Source organism: Streptomyces sp. NPDC002690, assembly GCF_053592415.1.
This window is the reverse complement of sequence record NZ_JBSFVR010000226.1, coordinates 1-12,214: the sequence shown is the minus strand read 5'-3', so window position 1 is coordinate 12,214 and position 12,214 is coordinate 1. Positions and strand designations below refer to the sequence as shown.

General features: G+C 71.8%; 11 protein-coding genes, 1 tRNA gene and 2 pseudogenes. 8 read left to right on the top strand and 6 right to left on the bottom strand.

What is annotated here, in order from left to right; all coding sequences use genetic code 11:
- Positions 1-405 (top strand): annotated as a pseudogene (locus ACWD3D_RS24655) (transcriptional regulator); the annotation flags it as partial.
- 162 nt (positions 406-567) lie between these two features.
- Positions 568-789: a hypothetical protein gene (locus ACWD3D_RS24650; protein WP_451462981.1), complete on the top strand. Its 222-nt coding sequence runs from the start codon at positions 568-570 to the stop codon at positions 787-789.
- A 589-nt stretch (positions 790-1,378) separates the two neighbouring features.
- Here ACWD3D_RS24650 and ACWD3D_RS24645 read toward each other — a convergent pair.
- Positions 1,379-1,453: transfer RNA gene (locus tag ACWD3D_RS24645), tRNA-Val, on the bottom strand.
- A gap of 263 nt (positions 1,454-1,716) precedes the next feature.
- Between ACWD3D_RS24645 and ACWD3D_RS24640 the strand changes: the two genes are divergently transcribed.
- The 5 genes from ACWD3D_RS24640 to ACWD3D_RS24620 all read left to right on the top strand — a co-directional run bounded on the left by ACWD3D_RS24640 (position 1,717) and on the right by ACWD3D_RS24620 (position 5,649).
- Positions 1,717-2,508 (top strand): DUF4097 family beta strand repeat-containing protein, encoded by a 792-nt coding sequence (locus tag ACWD3D_RS24640; protein ID WP_451462980.1) that lies wholly within the window; start codon positions 1,717-1,719, stop codon positions 2,506-2,508.
- A gap of 250 nt (positions 2,509-2,758) precedes the next feature.
- Positions 2,759-4,066 carry a hypothetical protein gene (locus ACWD3D_RS24635; RefSeq protein WP_451462979.1) on the top strand — a complete coding sequence of 436 codons (1,308 nt, stop codon included), beginning with the start codon at positions 2,759-2,761 and terminating at the stop codon, positions 4,064-4,066.
- A gap of 104 nt (positions 4,067-4,170) precedes the next feature.
- Positions 4,171-4,611, top strand: coding sequence for a hypothetical protein (locus ACWD3D_RS24630; RefSeq protein ID WP_451462978.1), 441 nt, complete (start codon positions 4,171-4,173; stop codon positions 4,609-4,611).
- Positions 4,612-4,799: 188 nt separating this feature from the next.
- Positions 4,800-5,387: a DUF4383 domain-containing protein gene (locus ACWD3D_RS24625; protein ID WP_451462977.1), complete on the top strand. Its 588-nt coding sequence runs from the start codon at positions 4,800-4,802 to the stop codon at positions 5,385-5,387.
- 43 nt (positions 5,388-5,430) lie between these two features.
- Complete coding sequence (locus ACWD3D_RS24620; protein ID WP_451462976.1) at positions 5,431-5,649, top strand: FmdB family zinc ribbon protein; 219 nt, start codon at positions 5,431-5,433, stop codon at positions 5,647-5,649.
- A gap of 79 nt (positions 5,650-5,728) precedes the next feature.
- Here ACWD3D_RS24620 and ACWD3D_RS24615 read toward each other — a convergent pair whose 3' ends face one another.
- The 4 genes from ACWD3D_RS24615 to ACWD3D_RS24600 form a co-directional block, all read right to left on the bottom strand.
- Positions 5,729-6,388 carry an O-methyltransferase gene (locus tag ACWD3D_RS24615; RefSeq protein ID WP_451462975.1) on the bottom strand — a complete coding sequence of 220 codons (660 nt, stop codon included), beginning with the start codon at positions 6,386-6,388 and terminating at the stop codon, positions 5,729-5,731.
- 88 nt (positions 6,389-6,476) lie between these two features.
- Positions 6,477-7,274 (bottom strand): HAD family hydrolase, encoded by a 798-nt coding sequence (locus ACWD3D_RS24610; protein WP_451462983.1) that lies wholly within the window; start codon positions 7,272-7,274, stop codon positions 6,477-6,479.
- A gap of 26 nt (positions 7,275-7,300) precedes the next feature.
- Positions 7,301-9,766: a phosphoribosyltransferase gene (locus ACWD3D_RS24605; RefSeq protein WP_451462974.1), complete on the bottom strand. Its 2,466-nt coding sequence runs from the start codon at positions 9,764-9,766 to the stop codon at positions 7,301-7,303.
- A 40-nt stretch (positions 9,767-9,806) separates the two neighbouring features.
- A complete protein-coding gene (locus ACWD3D_RS24600; RefSeq protein WP_451462982.1) occupies positions 9,807-10,970 on the bottom strand; it encodes an HpcH/HpaI aldolase/citrate lyase family protein in 1,164 nt (387 codons plus the stop codon).
- A 210-nt stretch (positions 10,971-11,180) separates the two neighbouring features.
- On the opposite strand from ACWD3D_RS24600, the gene ACWD3D_RS24595 reads away from it, so the two are divergent.
- Positions 11,181-12,086, top strand: coding sequence for a TerD family protein (locus tag ACWD3D_RS24595; RefSeq protein ID WP_451462973.1), 906 nt, complete (start codon positions 11,181-11,183; stop codon positions 12,084-12,086).
- Between the two features lie 19 nt (positions 12,087-12,105).
- Here the strand turns inward: ACWD3D_RS24595 and ACWD3D_RS24590 are convergent.
- Positions 12,106-12,214: pseudogene (locus ACWD3D_RS24590) on the bottom strand (Tellurium resistance); the annotation flags it as partial.

The window sequence follows — 12,214 nt, the reverse complement described above, 5'->3', positions numbered from 1 at the left end:
GTGGACGCCCACATCGCGGAGGCCACCCGCTGCGCCGAGCGTACGGGCGAGGTGACCCGTATCCACTGGCTCTCCTTCGGCCCGACCAATGTGGCGATGCACCGCATGTCGGCGGCGATCGAGATGCGGCAGTACGACGACGCCCTGGTGCAGGCCCACGGGATCAAACTGCCGGCCGGGCTCGCCACTTCGCGGCGCGCCCACTTCCTCATCGACCGGGCCCGCTGCGAGATGGAGACCGGTCACACCGAAGCGGCCCTCGGCTCCCTCGCCGACGCCCGGCACGCCGCCCCGGAGCAGACCCGCTATCATCCGGGCGCCCGGGAGACGATCAAGGGCCTGGTGCACCTCTCGCGCCGCACCCCGGACTCACTGGGCCACATGGCCACCTGGATCGGCCTGTGACCAGCCCGGCCGCACGGCCGGGGCAGCCGTCCGGCCACCAGGAGCCCCGGTCACTGCGCGTGTGAGCGCGCTCACGGAAGTGTGAGCGTTATGACCCCGGCGACCCGTCATGCTGACCACGCCTGACCATGACTACGCGACGCATGACGACACGGGGATGCCATGACTGTGAGGAACCTGCCGCCGGTATCCGAGCTGACCGAACAACAACAGCGGGGGTGGTCGTGCGTCTGGTGCGCGGCCCCCCTGTCGACGGGCACCGCCCTCAACCTGGGCGAACAGCGCCACCAGCCCGCCTCGGGCGCACCCTACTGGTGGTTCCCCCGCGCCTGCCCCGACGCCCGCGCCTGCGCGAAACGCGAGGGCATGAGCGACCGCCGCTGAGCGGTGCCGCTCCCGCACGCGGGGCCGGGACGTCCCCCCACGCCCCGGCCCTCCTCCCCCTCCCCATGTGGCGTCACCCTCGCTTGCGCAGCCTCCGCAGCGCCGCCCTCGCCACAGCCTGCCTGCGCCGCGCCACCTCGTACGGCGACCAGGCCCCCTGGTGCAGATGGCACCGCGAGGTCCCCGTCATCGCTTCCTTCGCACACCGGGTCCTGCGCTGCGTCAGGGCCCCGCATCTCGTCTGCGCCACGTGTATCCACCCCTTCGTCGTCCCACGATCACCGTCGCCTCCCCCGCTTGCCGTCGCACTCCCACCGGCCCGCTTCCACCGGCCCCGCGATCAGGCTCCCCCGCGCCCTCAACGGTGCCCGAGGCAACTGCCCTGGCGGCAGGCGCACATGCCCCCGGCAGAGGCGCGCCCGCTCACTGACGGGGCGCTGGGGGCGCAGTGGAGTGCGCGGGTGAGATGCGGAGTACGCGCCCCCGCGTTCCGCTCCTGGCGTTCCGATCCGGAGGAACGGCCGCTCCGGTTGATGTCAGCAGTAGACGCCGAAGGCCCCCAACCATGATCGGTTGGGGGCCTTTGCACTGGTGGGCGCGGACGGTTTCGAACCGCCGACATCTGCTTTGTAAGAGCAGCGCTCTACCCCTGAGCTACGCACCCGTGGATGAAGGAACAGCCTACATGGCGTCCGGACCGGCTTCGTACTCCGTTTCGCCTCAGCCGCAGGTCCCGGCGCGGCAGGCTGCGCGCAGAACGCGGAGCCGGGGCTCGAACGCCGGGCCGGATACGGGGGCTACCCCTACCCCGGAGCCGGTGGGCGGCCTCATCGTGGGTGACGGCCGGGCTGCATAACGTGAAGGTGGCCGGGGGAACTGCCCCGGTGAGTACGTCACCGCACCGCGCACATCTGGGGGACCGATCCCGTGGACACCACCACCAGCAGCACGCCGCAGGCCCGCCGACGCACCGCCCTCCTCGCCTCCGCCGGGGCGCTCTGCGTCGCCATGGCGGTCAGCGGGTGCGGGAGTACGGACGTGGAGGGGGCGCCCGTCGAGCACAAGTCGTTCGCGCTCCGGGGGAAGACGCTGACGATCGACTCGTCGAACACCTCGCTGGAGCTCGTACCCGCCGATGTGGACCAGGTCGAGGTGGAGCGGCAGACGGACGGGTGGGTGGTGTTCGGGTCGGGGCCCGATCCGGTCTGGAAGATGGAGGACGGCACCCTCACGCTGAAAGTGAAGTGCACGGGCGTGGTCAACAACTGCTCGGGCCGGCACCGGGTGAAGGTGCCGCGCGGGGTCGCCGTCAAGGCGTCGGGGGACAACGGGAAGGTGACCGCGTCCGGGTTCGACACCCGGCTGGAGCTGTCCTCCGACAACGGCGCGGTGGTGGTACGGGACGCCGGGGGCGAGCTGAAGTTGTCGAGCGACAACGGTTCGATCGACGCGAAGGGGCTCTCCGGTCCGTCCGTGGTGGTCGGTTCGGACAACGGGTCGATCCGGCTCGGGTTCGACGCGGCACCGGATCTGCTGGACGTCGACACGGACAACGGCGGCACCCACATCGAGCTGCCCGGGGGCGGGACCGCGTACGCCGTGGACGCGCAGGCGCACAACGGGAACGTCTCCGTCGATGTACCGCGCAGCGACCTCAGCCCGCACGTGGTGAAGGTCCGCAGCGACAACGGGGAAGTCAGCGTCCGAACCGCGAACTAACCGGCCCGGGTATTCGTCATGACTGGTGGGAGAATGGACCAGGCACAGGCGGACGGCACGGGAGAGGCATGTGACGGCGAGAGACGCGCAGCCGCAGTCGAGGGCGCTCGCCGGTGGGCGCCCGATCGTCGCCGCCCCGGCTTCCGCGGGGACGCCCCGCCGTTCCGCGGGGACGCCCCGCCGTTCCGCGGGGAAACCGCACCGTTCCGCCGGAAAGCCGCGCCGGGGCGGCTCGGCTTTCCGGGACGTCGTGACGCTGGCTCTGCTGCCGCTCCCGCTGTTCGCCGCCGCGCTGCCCGCCGCGTTCGCCGGCGGCGGTACGCGCCGCTGGTTCGGCGGGCGGGACGGAAGCAGCCGGCGGGCGGACGCCCAGGCGGCGAAGGACGCCGCCGCCGAGGCGTTCTACGAGCTGGACAGCGCGCAACGCGATCTCGAGATCTCGATCGAGACCATCACGGCCGTCGACAGTTCCCCGCGTGCCCGGCAGGCGGTGGAGGAGTTCGCCGCGCTGGGGCGCAGGATCGACGAGGTCAGCCACACCTACATCACCGCGGTCGACGCGCACGACCTGGACCGTGACGATCTGGAACCGTCCGTCGCGGGCCGGGCGACGGCCGAGCTGACCCGCGCCAAGGACGATCTCGTACGGGTCAAGGGCGAGCTCGACCGGTACGCGCAGGGGCTCGGGCCTCTCCTCGGCAGTGCCGAGACGCAGCTCGCCCGGCTGGCTCCGGCGGTGGAGCGGGCGCGGCAGGGGCTGATCGGGGCCACCGGCGCGCTGGACGGAGTGCGCGCTTCCGGGATGAAGGCGGACGACCTCGCGACGCGGCTCGCCGCCCTCGCCCCCGAGCTGACCAAGCTCAACCAGGGCGCGGGGCGCCACGGGGTGGCGGAGACCCTGCAGCGGGCCGATTCCGTGCTCCGCGAGGCGGAGGCCATACGTACCGAGGCCGAGCGGCTGCCGGAGCGGGCCGCCGAAACAGACCGCAGGCTGGTGTCGCTGCGTACCCGCGCGCAGGCCCTGACCACCCGGGCGGGCGGGGTGCAGCCGATCCTCAGCGAGTTGCGGCGGCGCTTCTCGGAGGAGTGCTGGCACGACCTCCAGCACGTTCCGGAGCAGGCGACGGAGGACGTCCGCCAGGCTGAGGAGAAGCTCGCCGGGGCCGCCGAGGCCCGGAGGGACCAGCGGTGGGCCGACGCGACAGCACTGCTCGGTACGGTCCGCGCGCTGCTCAACCACGCGGACGAAGCGGTGTCGGCCGCCGGGGAGCGGCTGCGGCTGCTGAACGCGGTGGCGAAGGACCCGAAGCAGGAGATCGAGCGGACCCGGTTCGCCGTCCGTGACGCCCAGCGGCTCGCGATGGCCGGTCGCAACACGCCCGATCCTCGTCACGCCGGGCCGCTCGACAACGCGGTGGCCAGGCTGGATCGCGCGATCGCCGCCCTCGACGTCCGCCACCCCGACTACTGGCGCTTCCTGACCGAGACGGAGGCCGTCCGGCAGACCGCGGCCCAGGTGGTCTCCGCCATCCGCGAGGGGCTCGGCTCCGGCACCTGAACACGTGCCGCCGGCGCCGCGGTGTCTCCACACCGGCGCCGGCCCCCCGGGACCCCCGGACCCCTGATGCGGGGGACGGCGGCCGGGCAGGCTACTTTGCGGGGATGAGTCTCCTTGATGATGTGGCCGAGCGCGACGGCTGGCGCTGCTGGGTGTGCGACGAACCGGTCGACCCCGACATGTCGGTGAACGATCTGCGGGGGCCCAGCGTGGACAGCCGGACCGCCGACCGGAAGGCGAAGGTCGCGGAGCGGCTCGCGCACCGCGGGTGCAACTCCCGCAAGGGCGCGGTGAAGGTGGTCATCGCCTGGCCCGACCACCTGTACGTGGCCGAGCCCGCGCCGCTGATCGCCGTCGCCGAAAGGCTGGAGCGCAAGGGGGGCCGCGAGATGGTGGGCCGCTGTCCGGACAAGAAGGACGCGCAGGAGGCGGCGGACTGGCTGGTGGACCGATTCTCCCGACTGGTGCCGGGGCTGCCGGTGACGGCGGACATCCAGGCGGGTGGCGGCCAGTTCCTCGTCACCCTGGCCGCCGGCCGCCGCTGACCGGGGGGATCACGGAGACAGCCTCCGAGCCCCGCCCGCACCCGCCCCGGCTCCGTCAGGACTTGTCCCGATCCGTCCCCGGGCCGATGCTGGAAGGGATCCGTGCGCCGGTGCGAACCTCCGGGGAGAGCCGGTACGAACCTCCCCGGAGGCCCGTGCGCCGGCGCGTACCTCCCGAGGAGGTCGCCATGAGGACCGAGCAGGCCGAGCCCGTGAAGGCCAGGTCCAAGCCCCTGCACGCCCGTCTCAACGAGGAGCTGCCCGTCGACCACCGACTCAGTCAGGTCTACCGGATCGGCGCCGGACTGATGGGGCTCGTGCTCCTGGTCTTCGGCATCCTCGGCCTGATCAACAAGATCGGCTTCTTCGACACCGGTGGCGACACGGTCGCCGGTCTCAATACCAACGGCGCGCTGAGCATCCTCTCCATCTGCGTGGGCGTGCTGCTCTTCGGCGGCATGGTGGTGGGCGGCAACAAGGCGTCCACGCTCAACATGACGATCGGTGTCCTCTTCATCGCCAGCGGTTTCGTGAATCTGGCCCTGCTGGACACCGGGCTCAACTTCCTCGCGTTCGAGATGCAGAACGTGCTGTTCAGCTTCATCGTCGGGCTGATGCTGATGTTTTTCGGGATGTACGGCAGGGTCAGCGGCGGACTTCCGCACGACAACCCGTACTGGCGTGCCCGCCACCCCGAGGAGGCCGCCCGTGAGGACCGCGCCCGCTCCGACCGGCCCCGGATCATGCCGGGCACCCGCCCCCAGCCGCACGCGTAGAGGTCGGGCCCCGACGGGTGGTTCGCCGCTCTACTCTGGGTCCATGCCTCGTTACGAGTACCGCTGCCGCACTTGCGGAGACACCTTCGAGCTCAGCCGTCCGATGGCCGAGTCCTCCGATCCCGCCGCGTGCCCCGTCGGGCACGACGACACCGTCAAACTGCTCTCCGCCGTCGCCGTGGGCGGCGCCGCGGGTTCCGCGCCCGCCCCGGCGGGCGGCGGCGGAGGGGGCGGTTGCTGCGGCGGGGGCTGCTGCGGCTGAACGGAGAAGAGCACGTGGGACGAAGGACGGGGTGCACCGAGACCCCGTCCTTCGTCCCACGTGGTGCCGCAGCGGTCACTCACCGCTTGCGCGAGAGCGTCAGTCCGTCCGCGACCGTGAGCAGGACGCTGTCCATCCGGTGGTCGGCGAGCACATGGTCGTTGAACTCCCGGATGGCCGCCGCTCCCCCGGTGGCGTGCGGGTCCACGACTCCGCCGTGGAAGAGGGTGTTGTCGGCCGCGATCATGCCGCCCGGCCTCAGCCGGGGCACCAGTTCCTCCCAGTACGCGATGTAGCCGCCCTTGTCCGCGTCCAGGTAGGCGAAGTCGATGTGCGGCTCCTCGGGCAGGGCGCGCAGGGTGTCGAGCGCGGGCGCGATGCGCAGGTCGACGCGGTCCGCGACGCCCGCCTTCTCCCACGCGGCCCTGCCGTACGCCGTCCACTCCTCCGACACGTCGCAGGCGATCAGCCGCCCGCCCGGCGCCAGCGCCTGGGCCATCGACAGGGCGCCGAAGCCGGTGAAGGTACCGACCTCCACCACGAGCCGGGCGGCGGTCAGCCGGACCAGGAAGGCGAGCAGCGGGCCCTGCTCCTGGGCCGACTGCATGCCCGCGCTGTCCGGCAGTTCGGCGTACGTGGTCGCGACGAGTTCCTGCTGGACGGAGTCCAGCGGCGGGTTGTGCGCGAGTACGTACGCGTACAGCTCGTCCGTCATCCGGGTTTCGTTGCCCTTGGTCATCGTGCGCAGCTCCTGGGCTGTCGGCGTGGCGTCGTGCCGGTCGGGCCCAGCCTGCCCAATGGGCTCCCGGTTACCAAGGGCTTTCCCGTCAGCCGCGCGTCGCCGCCAGGAACCGGCGCAGGATCTCCTCCCCGGCGAGGACGCCCTGCTCCTGAAGGGCGACGACCCCGCCGGTGCGCCAGCCGGTGTCGGCGAGTTCGCCGTGGCCGGGGCGCCAGGCGAGGTCGGTGCTGAGCAGCAGGTCGGCGTCGAGCAGCGAGTCGCCCGCGGAGAGCGTGAGACCGGCGCCGGCGCGGCGGGCCACCTCGCGGACGGCCGCGCTCTTGGTGAGCGGCCGGGGCACCGCGTAGATCTTGCGGCCCTGGAGGGAGACGGTCCAGCCGCGCGGATCGGCCCAGTCGACGAGTTCCTTCACCCAGCCGTCGGGGAGCAGGGAGCGCTCGACCACGAGGTAGGCGAAGAGGTCCTCGGCGACCCGGTCCTTCAGCAGCCAGGCGGGGTCGGAAACGGCGGCGAGGTGGGCGCGGACCTCGGCGAGCGGGGCGCACTCGCCCGCGATGCGGTCCAGGACTCCCGCGTGCCACCGGGGGTCGGATTCGCCGTCCACGAGGATGTGCCCGCCGTTGGCGACGACCGCGTAGGCGGGCGCCGGTCCGGGGAGGCTGATGCGGTGGTACTGCTCGCGGGTGCGGGTGGTGGTCGGTACGAAGACCGTGGTGCGGCCCAGCTCTTCCAGCAGGGCGGCGGCCGTCTCGGTGACGTAGGAGAGGGGTTTGCTGCCGTACGTCTCGACGCAGAGCAGCCGGGGTGCGTCGGCGTCCGGCATGGTGAGCTGGAGGGCGTTGGTGGAGTAGATGAGGGTGCGGTCGAGATCGCTGGCGACCATCGCCACGGGGTTCGTCCCCGGTGCGGTCACTGTTCCGTCACCGCCTTGCCGTCGGCGCCCGTCGCACCCCGGGTGTACTTGGGGTGGATCAGTCCGACACAGCTGTACGGAAGTCCGTCGACCTCCTCGACGGGCACCCCGCGCTGTTCCGCGAGGAGCCGTACGTGGTCGAGGTCGGCGCCGGCGCGGCGGTCGGCGAGGATCTTCCAGGGGACTCGGCGGAGCAGTACGCGGGTGGTCTCGCCGACCCCGGGCTTGACGAGGTTGACGTCGTTGATGCCGTACTCCTCGCTGATGCGCTCGACGGCCGCCCAGCCTTCCCAGGTGGGGGCGCGGTCGGCGGCGAGCAGGGCCTTGGCCTCCTCGGCGACCTCGTCGGCGACTTCGTCGAAGCGGGCGGCGACGGTGTCCAGGAAGTCGAGGGACACGTCCGAACCGGCCAGTTCCCGGTAGTACTTGGCGCCGTGGAAGTCGTCCGGGCCGACCAGGTCGGCGCGGAGCACCGTGCGTGAGATCAGACCGGAGACGGTGGAGTTGAGGCAGGCGGAGGGGATGAGGAAGTCCTCGCGGGTGCCGTAGGTGCGGACGCAGCCGCCGGGGTCGGCGAGGACGGCGATCTCGGGGTTGAATCCATCGAACTCCGCGAGGGCGGCGGTGAGTTCGCGGGTGATGGCGCCCTTGCCGGTCCAGCCGTCGACGAAGACGACGTCGGCGGGGTCGTGGTGGGCGGCGAGCCAGCGCAGGGCGTTGGCGTCGATGCCCCGGCCACGCACGATGGAGACGGCGTAGTGCGGCAGGTCGAGTCCGTGGCGGTGCTGGGCCCAGCGGCGCATCAGGACGCCGACGGGTGTACCGGCCCGGGCGAGCGAGACCAGCACGGGGCGGGGTCCGCGTTCGGCGAGGACCGTCTCGGTGACGGTGCCGACCGCGCGGGCGATGCGGGCGGCGGAGGTTTCCAGAGCGGCCTGGAAGAGTGCCTGGTAGGCGGGGCTGGGCTGGTATTCGACGGGGAGCGATTCGGCGTAGTGCGCGCCACCGCTCTGTATCGCCTCCTCGCGTTCCTCCGTGGGGGCCTCCAGCTCGGTGTCCGAGAGGTCTTGGAGCAGCCAGCCGACGTCCTCGGCGGCGTACGAGGAGAATGCGGGGCCTCTGAGGGGCTCGGGCAGCATCGTGAATTCCTGCCGTTCGGGGGTGTACGAAGGGACGACCACGAGGAGCACCCGGCCGGTGTGAGCGGCGAGCCGGGCCAATAGCCCTTCGGGGGCGTGGAGTTCGGGTGTGTCGGCGTGCGAGTCGACCACCGCGACGACGGCGTCGAAGCCGGCTCCTGCGACGTTGTAGGTGTACCGGTCGCCGGGGCCGTCCGCCGGGGTGTCGTGGGCCGGGAAGACCAGCCGGCTGCGTATCGCGTAGCCGGGGTCGTCGACGGCGAGGACGGGTGAGCGGGTGGTGGTGGAGTAACGGACTTCGGCGTCCGTCAGCTGTTCCAGGGCGGTGCCGAGGCGCAGCGGGGCGTACATGAGTTCTTCGAAGCCGAGGACGAGAACGCGGCGGGGGCCGTCGGGGCCACCCGCTCCTTCGGCGGCGGGTCCGTCGTGCAGGGCCGCGGCGATCCGGGCGGCCATGTCCGGGAGGGCGTGTTCCAGGGTGGCTCGGTGGGCGGGGGTGAAGCCGTGCCGGCCGCCGTCCGGGAGGCCCTCGGGCCAGCCGAGGTCGACGCGGGTGACCCGGGCGGTCCCAGTCGCCTCAGCAGCTCCGACATCACCCACGGCGGACCCGGCCGCCTCCACCGCCTCCTGCTCGGCGACGAGGGCCTGCCCCCGCTCCAGTACCCCTTCGGGCAGCACGACCGTGCCGGAACCGCGGGCTATCAGGTCGACACGGGCGCCGATCTCCGCGGCGAACTCGGTGAGCCGCCCCCGGTCCGCGGGCGAGCGCATGTCGGCGAGGGCCACGATGACGTACCGCTCGCGGGGATAGAGGTCGTGGAGCGCGCGGATGGTGTTGAGGACGGTGTTGCCGGTGGAGAACTCGTCGTCGACGAGTACCAGCGTCCCGGGGCCGGCGAGGAGGGCCGGGTCCTCCGGGAGCAGCAGGTGGGAGGTGGCGTGGGAGTGGCTTTCCTCGAAGCCGCCGGCCCGGACCACGCCGGGGACCGGGCGGCGGGTGGAGTGGAGGTAGGGCGCCGAGCCGATGCCGTCGGCGACCGAGTGGCCGAGTCCGGTGGCGGTCTCGGCGTATCCGAGGACGATCGCCCCGCCGGCCTCGGCTCCTAGCAGTTCGCGCACCCGGTGGCCGAGCTCGACCCCGGCGCCGTGGACGACGGACGGGAGCTGCGGAACGTGCTTGCCGAGGACGTGGGAGACCAGCAGATGGGCCCGCCGGGGGTTACGCCGCAGCGCGAGCCCCAGCATGTCCCTGATCTCCGAATCGCCGGTGAGAGCGACTCCCAGCCGCTCGGCCACCCAGCTGCCCGTCCACACCACGTCCATCGTCTCTTTCTCCGTCGCCCGCCCGCTCATCGGTACGCGCTCACTTCGCCCCGGCCGCGGCCAGCAGGTCCACGAAGCCGATGTCCTCCCGTGCGACGCCGAAGACCTCGGCGCGCAGGAGAGTGCGTTCGGCCCACGCCCGGTGCGGTTTCACTTCATTCATCTTGTTCGTATACGCGGAGCGCAGCACGCCGCCGGCGTCGCGCTCGGGCCGCAGGATGTCCTGGGCGTCGCTGAATTCCTCGTGGCTGACGACGGAGAGCGCGTGCACGGGGTCCACGTGCGAGGGGTGGATGCAGGTCTTGCCGAGGAGGCCGTTGGCCCGGTCGAGTTCGATCTCCCGGAGCAGCCCGTCCAGGTCGTGCTCGATGAGCGCGGTACGCAGCTTCTCCGCCCGGCCCTCCTGGAAGGGGCTGCGGCGCAGCTGTGGCTTGAACATGCGCTCCTGGTTGCGGAAGTACTCCCAGACGGGGCCGGTGATCGTGAATCCGGTGCCGTCCGCGCGTCCGAGGACGTTGACGACGTCGGAGATGACGGCGCTGACGATCTGCACGTCGTACGCGGTCATGTCGGAGGATCTCCGCAGCCCGTAGGCGGAGCAGAAATCGGTGACGCCGAGCCGCAGCGCGAGAATGTGCTCACGGTGGGTGCCGACGACACGCGCGATTCCCTGGAGCGTTTCGGTACGGGTTTCCAGGTGGAGGAGTTCCGGCGATTCGAGCACCGGCATGGCGAAGAGCCGGTGTCCGGAGACCGATTCCGCGCGGGTCAGTGCCGCCAGGAAGTGCTCTCCGCGCTGTTCGGTGAATTTCGGCAGGACGAAGCCGGAGAGCAGCCGGACCGAGGTGCCGAGGCGGTTCACCAGGTCGGTGATCTGTTCCGGCTCACGCACCCGGACGAAGAGGAGCGGGATGGCCGCGTCCCGGTCGGCGAGGTCGGCGAACTGCTTGACCAGGTTCTTCTCCGCGCCTTCCACTTCGGTGTCCGCGATCGAGTCCTCCAGGCAGAGGACCATGGAGATCACGCCGCGCGCGGCTTGCTTCACGACGTCGTCCGCGAGCCGGGGACGGGTGGCCGGGGCGTAGAGCGTGGCGCCCAGGGCCGCCGAGAGCACGCGGGCGGAAGCGCTCGCGTCGAATTCGCATGGTTCCTGGAAGAACAGTCCCTGCCGGGCAGCAGGCGAGATGTGCCCGAAATGACGCATGATTTTCCCCCGTACCGCCTGATCGATCGAACAACGCATGGCCGGTAATAGTACGTATGGACGGGTGACCGCAGTTCCCCGCATATGTGAACTTCGGGTAACTCGCCCGTGTCGGACGGCTCCGGCACGGTAAGGTACGGCAGCTCAGCTCTACCGCCGGATACCGGTTTACGGCCCCCGCGTTGTCCGGGGGAGCCGCCAACAGGCAGGATGACGGGCATGACGCAAGGGATGCTGAAGGGTTCGAACGTCCCCCTCGATGCCACGGCCGTACGGGCCGTGCTGCGCTGGACTCCGGGGGCCGGGGTGCCGGACGTGGACGCCTCCGCCCTGCTGCTGGGCGCCTCGGGGCAGGTGCGCATCGACGAGGACTTCGTCTTCTACAACCAGCCCCGGCATCCCTCCGGCCATGTGCGCCGACTGCCCAAGCGCACCGTCGCCGACGGGCTGACCGACACGGTCGAGGCGGACCTGGCGGCGCTGGACCCTTCGGTGGAGCAGGTGGTGATCGCCGCCTCCTCGGACGGTGCGAGCTTCGGGAGCGTCCAGGACCTGCGTATATCGCTGTACGACGCGACGGCCGCGGACGGCGTCCCGCTGGCCGTGTTCGAGATCCGGCCCGAGACCGGTGAGGAGACCGCCATCATCTGCGGCGAGCTCTACCGGCGCGGGGACGGCTGGAAGTTCCGTGCGGTCGGCCAGGGCTATCCGACCGGGCTGATCGGGCTCGCGACGGCCTTCGGCATTTCGGTGGACGACGGGGACCCGTCCGGGCAGCCGGCCGAGCAGCCCGAGCCGGACGGCGAGCGGGAGAGCCCACAGGCGCCCGACGGCCCTGCTCCGGAGCGTTCTTCCGACCTCACGGTCCCGCAGCCGCAGCCCGGGTACGGCTACCCGCAGCCCGCCACCACCGCACCGGCCTACGGCTACCCGCAGCCCGCCTCCGCCCCGGCGGCGTACGGCTACCCGCAGCCCGCTTCCGCCGGGTACGGCTACCCGCAGCCCACGACGGGCGCACCCGCGTACGGGTATCCGCAGCCCGCGGCGGCTGCCGCGCCCGCACCGGACCCGCATTTCGTCCTGCCGCCGCAGGGCCCGCAGTTCGTCCGGTCCTGAGCGGTCAGGTCCTGAGCGGTCAGGCACGCGACTTGTAGCCGCGGCCCCACTGCATGCCGAAGCCGTAGAGCCGGTCGAGCTCGGACTGGAATCCGTAGACGAACTTGACCTCTCGGCGCACGATCAGC